The 20,783-nt window shown below is 40.7% G+C and carries 15 protein-coding genes; 4 read left to right on the top strand and 11 right to left on the bottom strand.

What is annotated here, in order from left to right; all coding sequences use genetic code 11:
* The first annotated feature begins 199 nt into the window (after positions 1 to 199).
* Positions 200 to 598, top strand: coding sequence for a (deoxy)nucleoside triphosphate pyrophosphohydrolase (locus tag L8T27_RS05325; protein WP_233317129.1), 399 nt, complete (start codon positions 200 to 202; stop codon positions 596 to 598).
* Positions 599 to 755: 157 nt separating this feature from the next.
* Here L8T27_RS05325 and L8T27_RS05320 read toward each other — a convergent pair whose 3' ends face one another.
* The 9 genes from L8T27_RS05320 to L8T27_RS05280 all read right to left on the bottom strand — a co-directional run bounded on the left by L8T27_RS05320 (position 756) and on the right by L8T27_RS05280 (position 14,411).
* Positions 756 to 1,670, bottom strand: a complete 915-nt coding sequence (locus L8T27_RS05320) for a dihydrodipicolinate synthase family protein (protein WP_237941043.1) — start codon at positions 1,668 to 1,670, stop codon at positions 756 to 758.
* Positions 1,671 to 1,788: 118 nt separating this feature from the next.
* The gene (locus tag L8T27_RS05315; RefSeq protein ID WP_237941040.1) at positions 1,789 to 2,808 is read right to left on the bottom strand and encodes a threonine aldolase family protein; all 1,020 of its coding nucleotides are present in this window, start codon (positions 2,806 to 2,808) and stop codon (positions 1,789 to 1,791) included.
* A gap of 123 nt (positions 2,809 to 2,931) precedes the next feature.
* The gene (locus L8T27_RS05310; protein WP_237941038.1) at positions 2,932 to 4,515 is read right to left on the bottom strand and encodes a PTS sugar transporter; all 1,584 of its coding nucleotides are present in this window, start codon (positions 4,513 to 4,515) and stop codon (positions 2,932 to 2,934) included.
* 273 nt (positions 4,516 to 4,788) lie between these two features.
* The gene (locus L8T27_RS05305) at positions 4,789 to 7,527 is read right to left on the bottom strand and encodes a glycosyl hydrolase 53 family protein (protein WP_237941036.1); all 2,739 of its coding nucleotides are present in this window, start codon (positions 7,525 to 7,527) and stop codon (positions 4,789 to 4,791) included.
* Between the two features lie 131 nt (positions 7,528 to 7,658).
* On the bottom strand, positions 7,659 to 9,722 hold the full coding sequence (locus tag L8T27_RS05300) for a beta-galactosidase GanA (RefSeq protein WP_237941034.1): 2,064 nt from the start codon (positions 9,720 to 9,722) through the stop codon (positions 7,659 to 7,661).
* Positions 9,723 to 9,753: 31 nt separating this feature from the next.
* Positions 9,754 to 10,605: a galactooligosaccharide ABC transporter permease GanQ gene (gene ganQ / locus L8T27_RS05295; protein WP_233317135.1), complete on the bottom strand. Its 852-nt coding sequence runs from the start codon at positions 10,603 to 10,605 to the stop codon at positions 9,754 to 9,756.
* A 3-nt stretch (positions 10,606 to 10,608) separates the two neighbouring features.
* Complete coding sequence (gene ganP / locus L8T27_RS05290) at positions 10,609 to 11,865, bottom strand: galactooligosaccharide ABC transporter permease GanP (RefSeq protein WP_237941032.1); 1,257 nt, start codon at positions 11,863 to 11,865, stop codon at positions 10,609 to 10,611.
* Between the two features lie 89 nt (positions 11,866 to 11,954).
* Positions 11,955 to 13,232, bottom strand: a complete 1,278-nt coding sequence (gene ganS, locus L8T27_RS05285) for an arabinogalactan oligomer ABC transporter substrate-binding protein GanS (RefSeq protein WP_237941030.1) — start codon at positions 13,230 to 13,232, stop codon at positions 11,955 to 11,957.
* A gap of 186 nt (positions 13,233 to 13,418) precedes the next feature.
* Positions 13,419 to 14,411, bottom strand: a complete 993-nt coding sequence (locus L8T27_RS05280) for a galactan degradation operon transcriptional regulator GanR (RefSeq protein WP_233317138.1) — start codon at positions 14,409 to 14,411, stop codon at positions 13,419 to 13,421.
* A gap of 264 nt (positions 14,412 to 14,675) precedes the next feature.
* On the opposite strand from L8T27_RS05280, the gene L8T27_RS05275 reads away from it, so the two are divergent.
* From L8T27_RS05275 to L8T27_RS05265, 3 genes are read left to right on the top strand one after another with little or no spacing between them, the layout of a single operon-like run.
* A complete protein-coding gene (locus tag L8T27_RS05275; RefSeq protein WP_233317139.1) occupies positions 14,676 to 15,845 on the top strand; it encodes a galactokinase in 1,170 nt (389 codons plus the stop codon).
* 15 nt (positions 15,846 to 15,860) lie between these two features.
* Positions 15,861 to 16,862: a UDP-glucose 4-epimerase GalE gene (gene galE, locus L8T27_RS05270; RefSeq protein ID WP_237941028.1), complete on the top strand. Its 1,002-nt coding sequence runs from the start codon at positions 15,861 to 15,863 to the stop codon at positions 16,860 to 16,862.
* On the top strand, positions 16,859 to 18,343 hold the full coding sequence (locus L8T27_RS05265; protein ID WP_233317141.1) for a UDP-glucose--hexose-1-phosphate uridylyltransferase: 1,485 nt from the start codon (positions 16,859 to 16,861) through the stop codon (positions 18,341 to 18,343). Before galE ends, L8T27_RS05265 begins: the two co-directional genes overlap by 4 nt.
* Positions 18,344 to 18,384: 41 nt before the next feature.
* On the opposite strand, the gene L8T27_RS05260 is transcribed toward L8T27_RS05265, so the two are convergent.
* Positions 18,385 to 19,542 carry an ROK family transcriptional regulator gene (locus L8T27_RS05260; RefSeq protein ID WP_233317142.1) on the bottom strand — a complete coding sequence of 386 codons (1,158 nt, stop codon included), beginning with the start codon at positions 19,540 to 19,542 and terminating at the stop codon, positions 18,385 to 18,387.
* Between the two features lie 94 nt (positions 19,543 to 19,636).
* Complete coding sequence (locus L8T27_RS05255) at positions 19,637 to 20,521, bottom strand: cation diffusion facilitator family transporter (RefSeq protein WP_233317143.1); 885 nt, start codon at positions 20,519 to 20,521, stop codon at positions 19,637 to 19,639.
* Positions 20,522 to 20,783: the final 262 nt, after the last annotated feature.

The raw sequence follows: 20,783 nt of genomic DNA, 5'->3' as shown, positions 1-20,783 counted from the left end.
TCGAAGATATCTTCTTTGAGGATTTCTATCGCGGAAAAACAGTGTAAAGGCATCTCTTCATTAAAGTATGCTGTTCCTTTAATTTTGGACCAGCCTTTATGCTGCCATTTTAACTGCCAAATGCTTTTTAGATGAAGCATGCTCTTACTCGAAAAAAATGCTATTATGGTACCATTCGAGTTACAGGAGGATACTCATATTGAAAAAGGTAGTTCATGTAGTTGCAGCAATTATAGAAAACGAACGAAACGAAATATTATGTGCCCTTCGTTCACCTGTTATGTCTCTTCCGAACAGCTGGGAGTTTCCTGGAGGAAAAATAGAAGCTGGTGAAAATGCATTTCAAGCATTAGAAAGAGAAATCATGGAGGAACTTGGCTGCCAAATAAAAGCGACCGATTTATTTCACGAAAATACGCATGAATATGAGAGCTTTATTATTACCCTAACTTGCATAAAGGCAACTATTATTTCTGACAGCCCAAATGCAAAGGAACATTCTAAATTAATTTGGCTAAAGAGAGAGAATCTTGAATCATTAAAATGGGCTCCAGCTGATATTCCAGCAGTACATAAATTGATAAATGAATACATCTGACAATATTAATTAAGGCTTTATTCTGGAAATTAGGTCTGAAATTAAGCGACTTGATTGATAGAAAGCTGGCAATAGGACCATCATTTTTAAGATATCACTTTGTTTATACACAGAAACAAAAAAACAGATGAACCAATTGTTCATCTGTTACGGAATTTTATGATTTTGCCGCAGGTAAAACTCCCGCTTCTGCTAAAATCTCCTTAACTTGTGAAATCTTCTTTTCATTAAGTGGTGCTGACGGTGGCAGAACATATGTAGAAATGTCGAGGCCGCATTGCTTTATTGCCTCCTTTATAACATTTACAAATGGGCTGTCAAGCTTGTAAAGCTGCGGAAGTATAGCTAGCTGCTTATAAAGGATGGAGGCCTTAACAAGGTCGCCGTTTAAAAAGGCACGGTAAATGCCGATGGAAATTTGCGGTGCGAAGTTGCCGCTTGCAGATATCGTTCCATCTCCGCCAAGCTGAAGCGTATTTAAGAGATGGTCATCATAACCGCATAAAACAGAAAAGTGAGGATGTTTACGCTTTACTTGCATTATCATATCACGGATATGCCCGATAGAATCAACGGTTTCTTTAATGCCAGAAATATTGGGATGATCGTCGACAAGGCGGGCCACAAACTCAGGGCTTAAATCCTGGCCGGTAAGGTTAGGAAAGTTATAGAGGAGAACAGGAATGTCAACAGACTGGGCAATTTTGCTGAAGTAACCATATAGATTGTCATCAGTCAGCTTCCAGTAAAAAGGATTGATGACCATAACGCCATCTGCCCCTATTTTTTGGGCATGTACACTTAATTCTACCGCTTCCCTTGTATTGGTGCTGCCAGTGCCAATTAACACAGGCACTCTCCTTTTTACATGCCTCACCGCAAACTCAGCTGTCTGTAATCTTTCCTCCCTAGACATCTGACTGAATTCCCCGCCAGTCCCCAGAAACAACAAGCCGTCAACACCTGCTTCAATCAGCCTGTCAATCAACTGTGCCATTTCCACTTCACTCAGCTTGCCTTCTTCGTCAAAAATCGTGGAAACAGGTGGAATAATTCCCTTGAATTTGTTCAATTTGCTTCCTCCTTTACCTAATAATGTAATCTGATTATACCAGCAGATTTTCCCAATTGTAAACCCTTACATATAACTAAAAATAAGCATGAAAAAAGTCTTCATGCTTACTTTGTTATTACCCTTTTATATCTTTCAAAAACTGAATGACAGCTTCTTCTTTCGTCGCCCAAGACGTTACTAAGCGGATTGCTGATTTATCTGCATCCGTTTTTTCCCACACTAAGAAAGCATACTTGTCTTGCAGCTTTTTGATCTGATCATTGTGCAGAATCGGAAACAGTTGATTGGTTGGAGAATCAATAAGGAAATCAATATTCTCCTTATGCAGACCTGTTCGTAAAAGACTTGCCATGTTGTTAGCATGTTCAGCAAGCTCAAAGAAAAGATTATCACGGAATAACTCTAAAAACTGAATTCCTAAAAGTCTGCCTTTAGCAAGCAGTGCTCCTTTTTGCTTAATATGATAACGAAAATCCTCTTTCAAGGAATCACGAATAATCACAAGCGCCTCACCAAGCAAGGCACCGTTTTTCGTGCCTCCGATATAGAATGCGTCCACTAAGTGGGGCAGGTCGCTTAATTGAAGATCGTTGCCGTCTGCACATAATGCAGAACCAAGTCTGGCTCCATCTAAAAATAGCAAAAGATTATGGCTGTCACAGAAGCTTTTCAGCGCTTCTAGCTCACTCTTTAAATAAATAGAGCCAATTTCTGTTGAATTGGATATGTAAACAAGCTTTGGTTTAACCATATGTTCATCAGTATGTTCGTCCAACACTTGCTGAATATGTGCTGGTGTCAGCTTGCCGTCCTCTGTATCAATGGCAACAACTTTATGCCCTGTGGCCTCAATTGCTCCAGTTTCATGAACGAAAATATGACCGCTAGTTGCAGCAATTGCCGCTTCATGTGGTCTTAAAAAGGCAGAAATCGCTGTCAAATTTGTTTGTGTGCCGCCAGAGAGCAAATGAATATCTGCATCTGCATGGCCCATTTTTTCCTTTAAAAGTTTCACCGCTTGTATTGTGTAGCTGTCTTCTCCGTAACCAGCTTCTTGTACAAGATTTGTTTCTATTAGTGCTTGCAATATATTTGGATGGGCACCTTCACTATAATCATTTTTAAAGCTGTACATCTTTTGCCTCCAGTCTGGCAATACAATAAACATATTGCCTAGTTAAAAATAGATATCTACACTAATTATATTCGTTTTCCTAAATAAAAAAAATCCCATTGTTTAAAATGGGATTTCTTTCAATTAAACTGCAACTTCATCTTCCCGTTTCTTTCCTGTTCTCTTTTTGGAAGATAGCTTATTTGCAGTTAGTGTAATCAGAAAAGCAACGACAAGGGGAACAACCATTGCGATAATAAAACCTGCAATGTTATTGGAAAGGAATGGTGCTGTAAAGGATGGAACATAAGCTGTTCCTCTTACATTGAATAAGCCGACAAGACCTCCGCCAATTCCTGCTGAAACAAGTGCTCCGCCAAAGACGATTTTATTGGAGAACATGAACGGATACGCTGATTCTACAAATGTCCCAAAGCCCATATTGATTAAAAAGCCCGGTGCAGCTACAGCACTCTCTCCTCTGTCTCTTGGCGCAACGATGTTCGCAAGATTAATTCCTGCAGCCACCATTACTAAGCCAACCATATCGACAGCTCCTAAAAAGCTGTTTCCTGTTTTCTCCATTTCGAGCAGCACAATTGGCAAGATTGCTGCATGATAAACCCCGCCTAAAATTGCAGGCCATATGAGCACGCCTGCTAGTACACCGGCAAGTATCGGATTAAAAGCAACCGCTTGTTCAATAACATCCTTAATAAGGTTGCCAGCCTGTAAAGCAATCGGACCGATTAAATAGTAAACGAATAAGCCAGCAATTAGTCCCGATAAACCGCCGCTGACAATATTGACAGTCGTGATTGGGAATTTCCACTGTATGCATTTGCGGAAGAAAAATTGTACAAGAAGACCTGCTGCAATCCCGCCGATTATTCCGCCAATAATACCGCCTTGAACAGACAATATCCCAGCAATAACACCCGCGATAATAGACACTTCATCCAGTTCAGAAACCTGTTTAGCCGCTATAACTGCAAGCATTACTGGTAAGGCATTTATCATTAAATCAAATATGTCACTTAATCCTTTCAGCGCTGGAATCTGGCTAATAGCGAGAATAAGCGCCATTGCGATAAAGCCTGGCAGTGATGAAACCATAATGCCCCTTATATTAATGTTTTTCCACGGAGCTGTATTTGTTGCTTGCGTCTTTTCGTATGAGCCGATGATGGGATTAAATTTTATGTTCCAATGCTTACACAAGGAGGATATGAACGAAATGGCTCTTGTTCTGCTTGTTGATCCTGTCGTACCAGAGGAAGAAATAACATTGGCGCCCATTGCTGTCATTGCAGCCATAGAGGTTCCTCCTGTACCGACAATTGGCAGCTTTCTCTCAATGGCGGCAGCTAAAGTCTCCTTGTTAACAGCTTTTGTGTCAGCACTCATCGCAATGATGCCGTCCACTTCCCCTTTTCTAATACTTGCTGCAATCATGTTATCAAGCTTTGCTGCTTCAAGATTAACCTCTTTTAAAGAAGCCTCAAACAAAGATAGCACCTCATTGTCTTTATAGCCGTAAATAGCCGCATTCGTATGGTCCTTTGCTGTATCCATCGACTCTTTCGCAGCGATAAACTGGATATTAGCTACATTCAATCCAGCTGCATGTGCTTGTTTTAATATTTCTTCCAATAGCTGTACTGGTTTTGCGCCGCCGAGGTTAAACAGATTTCCGCCGCTGCTGCCAATAATGACAATATTCTTCATTGCACATCATCCCTTTATTTAATATATGTATAAATAAACACTTCTTTAGTTTGGTAGTTTGGTAAAGTGCTACCATACTAAAATAACATATACAGGTTAAATTCTCTAGTTATTTTTTGATAATTTAGAAGTATTTAAATTCATAAAAGTGTCATAACTTGTACACCTTTGCCGAAATAAATAAATATATAATTAAACTAGTAATATTCTCCTTTTTTATTAAATAAAATCAAAAAAGCCTGTCACTTCTCTCAAAAAGTGACAGGCTTGCTTTTATATTTTATACAAAATTGCGCCGCTAACTAAAAGAACAGAACCTAACAGCAAGAAGTTAAAAATGCTTGTAGCTGTATCAGGCAGGCTGTTGCCTTTTTGCTCTTGGTGTGTGTTTTCCTCTTTCACTTGCTTATTTGTTTCATGCTTTTCTGTTTCTTGTTTTGGTTCCTCTTGTTTTACAGGAGTTTCATTGTTTATCTCTTCACCTGCTGAAACTTCCTCCTGCTCATCTGAGTCCTCTGCTTGATCATCCTGTGCAGGCGGTGGCTGCTCCTCCTCTTCTACAGCTTCCTCGTAATCAGCAGTTTTTACGAAGGAGAAATCATCCAAGCTTCCCCATGCGCCAGCGTTCGCCTGAATGCTTGCACCGATCGTAACAGTTCCATTCAATATAAGAATATCGCTGATTTTAGGATCTGCCCAAATATTCCACCCAGTAACATTAGTTGGCACATCATATTGTTTATCATTCGTTTTTACATACAGCTTCATATTGGCAGCAGCTGCATCTCCGCCTTGAATGAACATGGAAGCATCATAGTAGCCTGGAGTCAGTCCTGTGATTGTCTGTTCAACAGTAAAGTCTACACGGTCTGCTGAATAGAAATGCAAAGAATGTTCACCAGATTTAGCATCTGCGGGATTTTTTAGAAAATCGGCATGTGGTGCTAAATCATTCGGATACGTAATTTTCCACATGCTTTTATCTGCCTCTTCAAAGCTTGGATTTTGCACAAAGTTTTCCGGTTTAATTGTAAGATTTGCCTTAACTGACAAACCGCCCTCTACTGTCCCGTTAATAACATACTCACCGATGCCTGCATTAATTGCCTCGATTAAAGCTTGCTCATCCCAAGTGACAGCAATCGGCCCTTCTGTGCCATCATTATAAACAGCTGTTACGGTTTCAGGGAGCTTGATGTCTTCCCCTGCCGCTGCCTCAATTGTAACGTCTGTCAGCTTCTCTATTTTAACTGGGGCAACTGCTCCTGTGTTCACGTATTTAAACACATTTAACGAAGCGAGCGGTTTTCCGTTAAAGTCGAATAATGCCTGGTTATCGACTGCACTTCCGCCAAACCACGCTCCGGCATCATGGGGATCATATTCTGCAGCATAACTTGACGCCCAGCCAGAACCGTATTTCTCCCATATGGCTTTATTTTGTGCTAACTTATCTGGGCTGCCGACTGGTATCCAGGCAGGCTCCCAATAAAACACGCCGATGCCTGCATCTCCCACATTAGCGACCGCTTCTATCACATCCCGGACCGCTGTTGCTTGTCCTTGAACAGTGACAGGATAATTTAATGTTTGTCCAGAGCTTTTTGGTGCTGTATTTTCATGGCCATCTCCATCAATACTTGTATATGTATAGGATGTTTCGGCGACCATTACTTTTTTACCGTATGTGTCTGCGACATTTTTCAAAACAGATGTTAAATTGCTTAATGACCCATGCCAAAATGGATAGTAAGAGCTTGCAAATACATCATAATCGACATTGTTATCATCGAGTGTCTTTGCTATTGATGCATAGCGGCCTGCTGTTTCCGGATTAGTGAAATGCAAGGCTGTCAGGATGTTAGGATCCACTTCCTTGATTGCCTTGCTGCCTTCATTAAACAGCTCAGACATTTTTGTCCAGTCCTTTTCGCCCACAAATCCACCTGTCGTTTCATTGCCGACCTGGACCATGCCGATGTTGATTCCTTCGTTAAGCAATGCTTGCAAACTGTCCTTCGTATACGAGTACAACGCCTTTTTCTTGTCTTCAAGACTTAAATTGGCCCAAGCTTTAGGTGCCTGCTGTTTAGCAGGATCTGCCCAAAAATCCGAATAATGGAAGTCTACTAACAGCTTCATTCCATTCGCTGTCGCTCTTTTTCCTATTTCCTTTGCTTTTTCCAAATCATTATTTCCGCCGCCATATCCGTTTCCGCTTGCATCATACGGATCATTCCAGATGCGGACACGTACATAATTAACGCCTGAATCTGCCAATGTTTTGAAAATATCCTGCTCTTGTCCTGCTTCATTGTAATATGTAACACCGCTGTCTTCTTGGGTAATAATGCTGGAAACATCGACTCCCTTGATAAAGTTATCGTTTAAGCCCTCAACTTTTTCAACGAAAATATCACTTTCCACTGGTTCCGTTGCACTGCCATCGACCTTTTTCAGAGAAAAGCCGTCCAAATAACCCCAAGTATTCGGCTGTCCTGCAATTTCAGCGCCAAACTCAAAGTTTGCTGTATCCTGAGACAGTTCAAACGTCAATGACTGTGTCTCCCAGTTGTTATAGCCTTTTGTAGCTGCCTGACTTGTTTTGCTTGAACCTGCGAATAACGCTACCTGTCCAGCTTCTTTATCTGCTCCCCCCATCGTTTGCACGGTTAATTCGTACTTTCCGGCAGGAAGTGAGGCAGCTGTTTGCTTCACTTTAAAGGTTTGAGCACTGGCATTGTCCTTTATCCAGAATTTCAAAGCATACTGTCCTTCAGCAGGTTTTATCCAAGTATCTTCTGCATAAGCAAAATGATGTACCTCAACCTGACTATCATCTAAATCTTGAAAGCTCCAAGAACCATCTGTCCAGAAGTCTGTTTCCATTCCACCATTCACTGCATAGCTGTTTTCTGCTGCTTTAGTGTTTGTCGGCATTAGACTTATCATTAATATCAATACATACAATAAAGGAAGTACTTTCCTCCATTTACCGCACTTCTTTTTCATCAACATCACCTTCTAATTGGAGAATTTTACAACAAAAAGAGAATACGAGTTACAGCACAGTGCTTAATACATTCATTTTTTTAAAATGATGCATGATACTCCTTGCTGTTCTCGCATTCTCTTCCTAAAAATTAGCCTTTTACTTTCTCTACTATTCTCACTTCATACTTATCTAGCTTTATACTGCCATGAAGCTGCTCACCAGTAATAACATCCTTTACTTCACTGCCAAGGACAACTGGCTGCGTATCTTCTGTAAAGTTCATAATAAAGAGATACTCTTTACCTTCATCTTGTCTTGCTTGAACAGATACTCCGCTGCCATGTGTTATCGCGTAATCTGGCTTTAATGACAATTCTTCAATAAGCTTGCCGTAGAAAGCACGATGAAACTCATCATCTAATCGGCCGCCAATATAGTAAGCTTTCCCATTCTCATAAGCATTGCTTGTTACTGCTGCTGTGTTTGCATAAAAATCTTCTTTATACACACCTTCCACATTAGCAGAGGCAATATTTACAACGGTTGCATAATCCTTCAGTACATAATCCTTTCCTTCGTAATGGACAGTGTTAGCATCTTTCGGATAAAGTGTATCTGTTTCAATTGGATTTAGGCCAAACATGTCTTGCAGATCTTGATGCCAGCCTTCCATATACGTTAAGTCATGCTCATTCACGATTCCGCTTATATATGTCATGATTAACGTACCGCCATTTGCTACATACGCTTTTAAGCGGGCAATCGTCTCTTCACTTGCTAAATAGAGCATCGGCACAATCAACAGACGGTATTTAGAAAAATCGTTTTCCTTTGTGATCACATCAACTGGAACATCCTGCTCCCAAAATGTGCGATAATGCTGCTGCAATGTTTGCGGATAGCGCTTCGTGTCTAATCCGTAGCCTTGCGCATCATTCAGCGCCCAGTTATTTTCCCAATCATACAGGATGGCTGTATCTGCTACACGATTTGTACCGACAATATCGGTCAGCTTTTCCAGCGTTGTACCGACCTTGGCAACTTCCTGGAACACCCGGTTATCCGGGCTGTTATCATGGTCAACAACTGCACCGTGAAACTTCTCTGACGACCCACGCGATTTGCGCCACTGGAAGTATAAAACGCTGTCAGAACCATGGGCAACCATCTGCATAGAAGAAAGCAAATGCATGCCTGGACGTTTCGCTTTATTGACTTTATGCCAGTTGACAGCACTTGGTGTTGACTCCATCAGCAAAAACGGCTGCTCTTTTAAACTGCGGAATAAATCATTAATGAAGCCAACCTTCACCGCTAAATCCGCTGTTGTTTCCCAATCATTATGCCAAGCAGGATATGCATCCCAGCTTATCACATCTACGTGACGCGCAAACTTGCTGTAATCAAGACTTTGGAATGGAATCAAATCAAATGTATCTGCCATCAAATTTGTAGTAATCGGAATATCTGGTGAAATCTCTTTAATTGGAACAATTTCATTCTCAAAAAAGTCAATTGTCTGGTCTGTCACAAATCGGCGCCAATCCAAGTTTAAGCCGTGCACTGCATTCTCACCGATTGGAGAAGGAGATTCAATCTGTGACCAGTCACTGTATGTGTGGCTCCAAAACGGCCCCCACCAAGCATCATTGACAGCCTTCAAGTTATTGTCGTACTTTTTCTTCAGCCATTGTCGGAAGGCTTCCTGACAGGTATCACAATGACATTCCCCGCCATATTCATTGGAAATATGCCACATCAGCAAAGCCGGATGGCTGCCGTATCTTTCAGCAAGCAATCTGTTAATCTGCTGTGTTTTTTCTCTATAAACACTAGAAGAGAAGCAGTGATTATGGCGCCCGCCATGGAGCTGCTTCCTTCTAGCGCCGTCAACACGCAGCACCTCCGGATATTTATGGGACATCCATGCAGGTCTTGCACCGCTTGGCGTAGCCAAAATCACTTTGCCGCCAATACCATGAATTCTTTCTATCACCTCATCAAGCCATTCAAAATGGTAGACACCTTCCTCTGGTTCCAAGGCGCTCCACGCAAATATCCCAAGCGAGAAAGTGTTTGTGTGGGACAGCTGCATCAGCTTAATGTCATCCGCTAAAATATCTGGACGGTCCAGCCACTGATCAGGGTTATAATCGCCGCCATGCAGCATAAATTTAGCATCTGTAACAAATGTTTTCTCTTTGTTTGCCATAAAAGTCTCCTTTTTGTTTCCTTATTTTTAGTTAACCTTTTGTTCCACCTGCAGTCAGACCTGATACAAAGTTCTTTTGCAGCAGAATAAATATGATGGCAATTGGAATGCTTATTAAAATGGCTCCTGCAGCGAATGTTGTATAGCTTGCACCCATCACTTCATTAACAAGATTATAGAGTCCAATCGGCAATGTGTAAGATTCCGGTGTGCGCAGGATAGTTGATGACAAAACGAAATCTCCTAACGGTCCTGTGAATCCATTCATTGCTACAACGGCAATCATCGGTCTTGATAACGGCATGAGGATTTGCCAAAAAATTCTTGTATTGCTTGCGCCATCAATTTTGGCACTTTCATCAAGATCCATCGGAATGGAATCCATATAGCCCTTCATTAAATACGTATTCATTGGTATTTGTCCGCCAATATATAGTAAGATCAAAAGCCAATGGCTGTTCATAAGCCCAAGAAGCTGAGCTAAAACGAACAAGGCAATCAATGCAGAGAACTGCGGAATCATTTGCAGCAGCAAGAACACTGTAAGTGCATTTTTTCTGCCTTTAAAACGGAAACGAGAAAACGCATATGCTGTGAACGATACGCTGATAACCGTTCCTATCATGGTAAAGACACTGATTTTTAGCGAGTTCATATACCAGTTGGCATATTGCAGACTCTCTTTGCCTGCGAACAGCTCTTTATAATGATCCAATGTCGGATTGCTCGGAATAATGGACGTACTAATAAGACTGTTGCCAGGATTAAAGCTTGCTCCGATTGTCCAAAGCAAAGGATAAATGATGATTACTGTCATAAAAGCTAAGATGCCATAGGAGACAAGGAGCCGAAAGAATCTTTTTTGCTTCATGTTTGTCTTCATCTCTTACGCTCCTTCTTTAAATGAATTTGTGCGTCTGAACTGCCATAGAGCAATCGCAATAACAAATACAGAAAGCAGAATCGTTAATGCGGCAGCCAAAGAGTACTGGCTTGATTGCATTGTCAGCTTATAAATCCACGATACTAAAATATCGGTGCCGCCCGCTGTTGAACCAGGCACTGCAGGGCCGCCGCCATTAAATAGATAGATAATATTAAAGTTATTAAAATTGAACGTAAACTGTGTAATGATGATTGGCGCCATTGCGATTAAGATCATCGGCATTGTTATATGCTTGAACTTTGCAAAAATACTCGCACCATCAATCGTTGCTGCTTCGTATAAATCGTCTGGAATAGACTGAAGCACACCTGTTGTTACTAGGAATATATATGGGAATCCAAGCCAGCCCTGCATTAAGATTAAGGCAACTCTTGACCAGCTAGCATCTGTCAGCCACGGTATCGGCCCTATGCCTAATGCTGCAAGAATATCGTTGTTGACTGCACCGAAACTGTCATTGAATAATCCTGCAAAAATCAAAATCGTAACAAAACCTGGCACTGCCCAAGGCAATACTAGAATTGTGCGGAAAAATTTCTTAAAGCGGATTTCCTTTTGGTTAACAAGGACTGCCAGCCCAATACCAATGCTAACTTGCACAGTTGAGGCAACAATTGTCCACACAACCGTCCATGCAAGCACATCGAAGAATGTCGAACGCCATATATCTACTGTGAAAATTTCAGCGAATGTTTTCAATCCGACCCAATCTGTCAAATGTGCCGGCGGAGAATGGTATAAGTCATAATTCGTAAAGGCTAACGCGAAACTGAAAAGGATTGGGAAAATAACAGCAAAAATTAAAATGAATAAAGAAGGTCCGCTCACAAGATACGGATATCCTTGCGCAACCAGATTATGGTATTGTTCTTTCAATGAACTTAATTCCATGTTTTCATCACGTAATTTTCCGTTTCTATAAGCATCTCTTAAGTTAAAATAATATACCGTTAATCCAAAGCATGTAACTATGATGGCAATGATTCCTTCTGCTAAAAGGAAAATAGAATTATCACGAGGTACTTCTGTTCCTAAAGTAAAGATTCCCCAGAAACCCATATTAAGCAAATCTCCAAATACTAAAAAGAACATTATGCCTGTTAAAAGCAACAGCAGACCCTTTACCCATTGCTTGTTATAGAACTGCCCAACTCCTGGAATAATTGATAGAATAAGAGCTTTATTGCGATGTTGCACCTTTTTCACCCCTTGATTATTCTTACTTTATGTAATGAGCCGGAATTATGCAGTGCCAAACAATTTTTGTTTGGCACTGTCAGTAAATTTTAGTTGCTGCTATGCTTTGCTTCAATTTGACCTTTAACTGTCTCAACTGCCTGATTCAAGGCATCCTTTGGCTCTGCTTTGCCTGTTGCGATTGTCTGCAGGGCAGCATCAACCGGTGTCCAAACTTCATTCATTTCCGGAATATTCGGTGTCAATTCAGAGAATTGCGACTGTTCAGCAACTGCTTTTGCTATTTCGCTTTCCTTCACAGCCGGATCATCAGCTAATGCCTGTACAGCCGGTACTTCCTGTGTCAATTCGTATCTTGTTTTTGAATTTTCCTCATTAGTCAAATATACTGCCAGCTTTTTTGCAAGCTCTGCGTCTTGAGAATAAGAGCTGACATTGTAGCTTTTCACGCCGATGAATGCACTCATATTTTTACCGTTAGAAAGCTCTGGCAATTTCACAACACCATAGTTGATGCCAGCTTTTTTAAATGGCTCAACATTCCATGGTCCGGAAATAATTGCAGCAGCTTTTCCTTCTGTGAATAATGACTCTAGCACATTGATTCCTTGTTCGCCGATAATTCCAGCTGGAAACAGTCCTTCTTTATAGAACTTCTGAATATATTGTGCACCTTCTAATGCCCCAGCATTGTTTAAACCAATGTCATCAGGCTTATAAGCACCGCTTTCATCTTCACCAAAAATATAACCGCCGTAGCCGCTTAACACGCTTTGTGCATAGTAAATTTGGTCAAATAAAGCAAGGAATCCGTATTTGTCTCCAGATGTGTTTTGCTTGGAATATTCATACCATTCATCCAATGTTTTTGGCAGTTCTTCTTCTGAGATCAAATCTTTGTTATAATAAAGCACTGTCGTTTCTACTGCTTTTGGCAAACCGTATACTTTTCCGTCCACTATTTGTGACTGCAGAGCAGACTCTGTATAGATGGATTTTGTGCTGTCATCAACAGCAAGCTCTTTAATAAGTCCTTCCGTAACTGCTGTTCCGATTTGGTCGCCAGCCATTGTTAAAACATCTGGACCAGTTCCTGCAGGACCATCAAGGCGTAAATCCTCGATTTGCTGTGCGTACGGTTTTTCCACTACTTTTACTGTAACATCATTTTCTTCTTCAAACTTAGCAACGATATCTTTAATTCCTTCTGATTTTTCAATATCTTCCCAGACTAATAGATCGTAGTCTTTATTAGATGAAGCTTTCTGTCCGCTTGAACCTTCGCTGTCTTGAGGTCCGCAGGCTGCCAGTGATAAAGTTAAAGCGATGCCTCCAATCAGGCTTAAATACTTTTTAGACTTTTTCATATATAGGACATCCTTTCCAATAGTTTTCCTAATTGCACCAATTGATGTGAAAGCGTTTCACTAAAATCAATATAGCACCGGTAAAGAAATATGTAAACAATTATTTTACTTTATTAAGTAAATTTTTTTACGAAATTATTTTTCTTCACAAAAAAAAGCAGCACTCTTTACAGTGCTGCTTTTAGCTTAATTCGTGCTTCTTCTTATAATAAGCTCTGAGCCTAAATATAAGGTTTTAACCACTTTTCTTTTCTCCACTACCTGCTCTAACAATAAGGTGATGGCGTTTTTGCAAATTTCCTTCATATCAATATGAAAAGTAGTCAGCGGCGGCGATACATATTTGGCAATACTGATATTATTTATGCTGATAATACTGACTCTGTTAGGTATGGATATACCGTGCTCATTCAATGCCTGCAGGCAGCCCACCGCAATTGGATCAGCAGCGGTAAAGAACGCCGTCGGCATATCGTCACCAAGCTTTTTAATGGCTCTGCCCATCAAAGTATAGCCGTTCTCCACAGAAAAGCCTCTTCTGCAGAAAATGTAGCTTTCGTTTAAAAGCCCTCTTTCCGCCATAATTTCCCGGAAGATTTTTTCCCTTACATCCATTTCATCCTTATCTGTATTGGGGTTATGATAAGTACCACTGACTAAGCCAATTTCCGTATGTCCTTTTTCCATTAAGAAATCTATCGTTTTTTTCGTAATTTGCGCCAAATCAGGCCGAACAGAATCAAAATGATCCGGATCAGGAGTAGTATCAATAAATACCCCGTTTGTGGTAATCTTTCTTAAATAAGCTAATTCTGTTTCTGTAAAAGAACCGACAGCAATAAATCCTTCTATTGTATCTGGTATGCTAATGATTCCTTCTGATATTTTATATGTAGACATTTCAACATTTGCTTTCTTTGCTGATTTTTCAATCTCAATCCGCATTTCCTTGAAATATATATCTTCAAGCTCTTCTGTGTCTGTAAGCCAATATAAAAAAGCAATGTTTTTAACTAGCGGTCTTACTGTTTTCTTTCGGTAATTGAGCTTTTCTGCCACTTCATAAATTTTTTCTCTTGTCTCATCTGGAACAGATAAACTTTTATCATTATTTAATACACGGGAAACCGTCGAAACCGAAAACCCTGATTCTTCTGCGATATCTTTAATGGTAGCCATCTTTTACCTCCATGCCTTATCATTCACCATTTTCATCTATGTAATGAACTTTAATAGCTCTTTTTAATCAGTAAATTTTTTTACTTATTTTTTACTAAATTATATTAAATAATAATGATGATGTAAACTGTTTTTTCAAAATGCCACGAATTTAAAAAAATCACTATATTTTTTATTGCGTCCTCTGCAGAATAGTAGTAATCTGAACATAGACTTAATTAAATTAATTAACAAAGTTAAAACAGTCGATAACAGGAGGCTATTATGAATACTAACTATCCTTTACTTGAAACATATCAGTCTATTTTTTCTACAGATACTACGCCTCGGAAGTTCTTTGCTCCAGGCAGAATCAATCTGATTGGTGAGCATACAGACTATAATGGCGGCCATGTCTTTCCTGCATCCATCTCTTATGGAACTTACGCACTAGCTACAAAACGGGATGATTCTGTCTTTCGTTTCTATTCTGTTAACTTTTCTGATAGCGGTATCATTGAATGTGACCTGTCTTCATTAGCATACGATAAGGCTCATGACTGGGCAAATTATCCAAAAGGCATGATTCATCATTTACGAGAAGCCGGCTTTTCAATCGATACGGGTGCAGATATCTTGTTTTACGGCGATATTCCAAACGGCGCCGGCCTCTCTTCTTCTGCTTCAATCGAGCTTGTGACAGGTGTACTCCTTCAAGGTCTGTTCGACCTTCCAATTGAGCGCATACCGATGATAAAACTTGGGCAAAAAGTCGAAAACAGCTATATTGGAGTTAACAGCGGGATAATGGACCAGTTTGCAATTGGAATGGGTAAGAAGGATTCTGCTATTTTGCTAGACTGTCAAACATTAGAGTATAAGTATGCACCGATTAAGCTGGCAAACCATGTAATCATGATCATCAATACAAATAAACAGCGCACCCTTGCTGGTTCAAAGTATAATGAGCGCCGCTCCCAATGCGAAGCCGCCTTAAGTGATCTTCAGACAGAGCTGTCCATTGAAAGCTTAGGTGCTTTGACGGTTGAGGAATTTGATAATGCAAAACATCTTATTAAAGACCCAGTTAATCTATTGCGTGCAAAGCATGCTGTCTATGAAAATGCGCGAACATTGGAAGCGCTGTCCGCATTAAACAATGGCGACCTTAATAGATTCGGTGAGCTGATGAATCAATCACATGTTAGCTTAAAAGAAGATTATGAAGTGACTGGAACTGAACTGGACACAATTGTCGAAGCAGCATGGAATCAAGCTGGCGTTATCGGGGCACGTATGACTGGTGCAGGCTTCGGCGGATGCGCGATTGCGATTGTGGAAGAAGATAAAGCAGAGGATTTCAAAAAGAATGTTAATGAAATTTATCTAAAGAAGATTGGTTATGAAGCAACCTTTTATAAAGCGACTATCGGCGACGGAGCAAAAGAAATTTAAAAAGGTGGGTTATTTATGAGCATTTTAGTGGTAGGCGGAGCAGGCTATGTTGGATCGCACGCTGTGCATCAGCTGCATGATCGTGGACAAAAAGTAATTATTATCGATAATTTAGAGACTGGCAACAAAGAGGCTATCCATCCTGATGCATCATTTTATGAGGGAGATATTCGTGATATGAATTTCCTCCGTTCTGTTTTTGCACAGGAAGAAATTGAGGCAGTTATTCACTTTGCTGCCAACTCTCTTGTCGGCGAATCAATGGAGAACCCGCTTAAATATTATGATAACAATGTTCACGGTACACAAATGCTGCTTGAGGCAATGGTAGAGTTTAACGTAAAGAATATTGTGTTCTCCTCGACCGCAGCAACTTATGGAGAGCCGGACACAGTTCCTATTACAGAGGATATGGCAACGAATCCAGCTAATCCTTACGGAGAAACGAAGCGGGCTATGGAGAGAATGATAGAATGGGCTGACAAGGCTTACGGCATAAAGTATGTATCACTGCGTTATTTCAATGTAGCAGGAGCAAGAGAAACAGGGGAAATTGGAGAAGACCATGATCCTGAAACACATCTTATCCCGATTATTCTGCAGGCTGCCTTGAACAAGCGCCCATTTGTTACCATATATGGTGATGACTATAACACTCCGGACGGTACATGCATAAGAGATTATATTCACGTGGAGGATCTCATTGACGCCCATTTACTAGCCGTACAATATTTACAACAAGGCGGCAAAAGTGATATTTTCAATCTTGGCAGCAGCCAAGGCTTCTCTGTTAAGGAGCTTGTCGATACAGCCCGTACAATAACAGGCAAAGAAATCCCTGCTGTTATCGGTCCGCGCCGTGCCGGCGATCCGAGCACCTTAATTGCAAGTTCTGCTAAAGCAAAAGAAGTTCTTGGCTGGAAGCCGAGAAGAACTTCCATTGAGCAGATTATGAAGGATGCCTGGAACTGGCACTTGTCCCATCCGAACGGATACAAGAAGGAAGTGGCCAGATGATTTATGCTTATATAGACAAACTTGTCCAAAAAGCAAAGGAAGCAGAGTTGATTGAAGCTGCGGATGTCATTTATGTAAGAAATCAAGTAATACAGCTTTTTAAACTGGAAGCTTTTCCAGAAGAATCTGCTGTCGAGAAACTTTCTGATGACCTTTCTATTCATGATGTAATCGACTGGCTTGTTTCCTATGCCACTGATCAAGCTATTATCGAGAACTTATTGGATATGAAGGACATTTTCGCCGCCAATTTAATGAATTGTTTTGTAGCTCGTCCTTCAGCGGTTAGGGAGACGTTTTACGATAAATATAAACAAGCACCGACAGCTGCAACAGCTTACTTTTATCAATTAAGTAAGAACAGCAACTATATACAAATGAACAGAATAAAAAATAATATTTCCTATAAAATTGATACAGCATACGGCGTTATGGATATTACCATTAACCTGTCCAAGCCTGAAAAAGATCCAGAGGAAATTAAGCGGGAACGTGCGATGAAGAAGGATGTTCATTATCCAAAATGCCTGCTTTGCAAAGAAAACGAAGGCTATGCCGGCCGTATCGGCCATCCTGCCAGATCGAACCATCGGATTATTCCAATTGAGCTTGCAGGTGAAACTTGGAACTTACAATATTCACCTTATGTTTATTATAATGAGCACAGCATTGTCTTTTCAGACGAACACAGAGATATGAAAATTGACCGTCAAGCATTCGAAAGACTGCTGCATTTTACCGAGAAATTTCCTCATTATTTCATCGGTTCTAACGCAGATTTGCCGATTGTCGGCGGCTCTATTCTCAGTCATGACCATTATCAAGGCGGCTGTTATGAATTCGCGATGACTCGAGCAGAGGACAGCTTCCAATTTCCCTTAAATAATTTTCCTGACGTCACTGCGTCTGTCCTTAAATGGCCGATGTCAGTGATTCGATTGAGAGGGAAAAGCAGCATAGAGCTTGTCAATGCTGGAGAGCTAATTCTAAAATCTTGGAGAGGCTATTCTGATAAAGCAGCACATATTCATGCATTTACAGAAGCTGTGCCTCATAATACCATTACGCCGATTGCCAGAGTTCGAAACGGGTCCTTTGAGCTTGACCTTGTTTTAAGAAACAATCGGACAACAGCTGAACATCCGCTCGGTATTTTCCATCCTCATGCTGATGTGCATCATATCAAAAAAGAAAACATCGGCTTGATTGAAGTGATGGGGCTGGCAGTCCTTCCGCCCCGCTTAAAAGAGGAGCTTGGTGAAATCACAAAGCTTTTACTCGGGAAAGAAAATACGGTTAAAGATTATCATCAGCAATGGGCTGATGCTATTGTTCAAGAATACGGGATCATCTCCACTGTTTCTGAAGCAGAACAGATTGTCAAAAAAGAGTTAGGCAAAAAATTCGTGAGAGTGCTTGAAGATGCTGGTGTCTTTAAAGAAAAGCAATCCTTTCAGCGCTTCCTCGATATATTAAACTAAACGTACAAAAAAAGCTGAACCTAAGTGCAGGTTCAGCTTTTTTAACTTTGGTCAAACAGCTCGACAAGCAGCAAGGACACGGCTCCTAATACAGTAGCATCATCTCCTAAGCTCGTTGCCACCACTTCTGTTTTTGCTGCTTCTTTCGTCAATGCTGTTCTTTCGATTTTTCTTTGGATGGCAGGCAGCAAATACTGCTCGCTTTTCATGACGCCTCCGCCCAGCACAATTTTATCAGGGTTGAGCAAATGAATTAAATTCGTCAAGCCGATTCCAATCATTTCGCCGATTTGCGAAAGGAAGTCGGCATGAACCTCGCTGCCTGCCTGCGCTAAAGCGAATATCTCCTCACCACTTATCCGCTCGCCGCAAATACCAATCGAGCGCTCTTCTATTGCGTTGCCGCTTATTAATGTTTGCAGGCAGCCTTGATTTCCACATTCACATACTGCACCATGGAGATCAATCGTCATATGGCCGAATTCTCCAGCTATTCCCTGTGCCCCGTGATGGAGCTTGCCATTCAAAACAAGTCCGGCACCGACACCTCTGCCAATATTTATTGCCACCATGCTGTTCACACCACCATGCCCGCCAAACCATGACTCTCCTAATGCCATTGCCCTTGCATCATTTTCCACTCTTATCGTCATGCCGAATTCTTCCTCGAAAAGCTCTTTAACACGTATATTGCGTAAGCTTATATTCGGAGCAACAAGCACCTCTCCTGCATCGACATCAACTACACCGTGCATAGCCATGCCAATCCCAATAACTTGCTCCTTATCAATGCCGGAACAAAGAAATAGATTTATTACAGCTTGCTTTAACGTTCCAATAAACGCTTCATTCGTAATTGGCAACTGCAATTTTGCTGTGCTGCGATCATAGATCTTCCCTGTTAAATCTGTAAGCACACACTCAACTGTTTCTGGTCCCGCATCCACTCCAACTGCAAAAAAAGCTGTGCTGTTAATATGCAGCATTGTCGGTTTGCGGCCGCCGCTCGATTCGCCAAGCGTACTTTCCACCACAAGCCCTTCTGTCATCAGCTCTTTGACAATACTGCTGACAGTCGGCGGAGTAAGGCTTGTTTCCTTCGCAATCTGCGCTCGCGAAATCGGCTCTGACATCCTGATTTTATTAAGGATGATTGTCTTGTTAACAGACTTCATCCATTGAAAACTGCCACGCTCCACAAAAAAATCCTCCATCTAAAAGTCCTTCTATATATCCTTCATTATACCATAACAGCCTGTGGCCGCCTTCATACTTAGGCGTCCACAGGCTGTTTTAATAGTAAGGATTTAAGTGAATAAGCACTTCTTCAATATTATCATGCTTTTTCATCAGCTTTTGCTTTATTTCTCTCGATAAATCATGCCCCTCCTTGATTGTCTTGTCATGATCGATAGAAATCCGCAAATCGACAAGCACATAATGACCATGTTCACGTGCTCTGAGCCGGTCTATTCTTTTTACCTCTGAAAAAGAAGAGATGATTTGCTCATAATCACTTAAGATAGCAGAATCAATATTGCGCTCAAGCAGAATATCAAAAGCTTCTTTGAGCATTTCCCTCGATATTCTGAAAATCAAATATGCCACAATAATACTCGCAACTTTATCGCCAAACAGCAAAAGCTTGATGTCGAACTTATCTCCTATAATGGAGAGAATAACACCAGCTGCTGCTGCAATACTTGCAACAATATCAGCTTTATGATCATACGCGATTGCCTCGATTGCTTTACTTTTTTGGTCATTAGCAATTTTCATGCTGTACCTGTATAAGTATTCCTTTGCGCCATATGAAATAATGGCAATCCACATAGCAAGTATATTCGGAGCTGTAATCGGGTGAAACAGGCCGATGATTGCTTCATAAACAACATATAAAGACACCGCAAACAGAACAATTCCAACAATTCCAGAAACAATGATTTCCGCTTTTCCATGTCCGTATGGGTGTTCAAGATCTGCCGGTTTGTTTGCTATTTTAATAACAAACAATACAATGACAGAAGCAAAAACATCTGCAGCTGAATGAATACCATCTGCAAACACAGCGTCACTGTTTGCCGCCCAGCCGACTACCAGTTTTCCTATCGTTAATATTACATTGCTTATAACGCTAATCCAAGCTACTTTTTTCGCAATTCGTTCTCTTGTCGACAAAGCAATACTTCCCCTCTAAAAAAATCACCTTTGTATCTTAACAAACGCGAACCTTATGGGTCTAGAGAAAAATTGTTGGTCATTACCACAACTATTCACCTAGCCAAAATACAGATACGTTAACCGTTTATATGACGGAAAGCCAAAAAGATGAGACACCATTCATTATTGGAAATTTTCTTCAATTTAAACAGAGGAATCGTTAATTAGATATAAGAGGGATTATTGCCGCCTGCTATTTTTAGTAAGTTGGCGGCAATAA

This window comes from Niallia sp. Man26, assembly GCF_022049065.2.
In the GTDB taxonomy this organism is placed as follows: Bacteria; Bacillota; Bacilli; order Bacillales; family Cytobacillaceae; genus Niallia.
The sequence above is the reverse complement of the archived record's forward strand: the minus strand, read 5'-3'. Positions and strand labels throughout refer to the sequence as shown.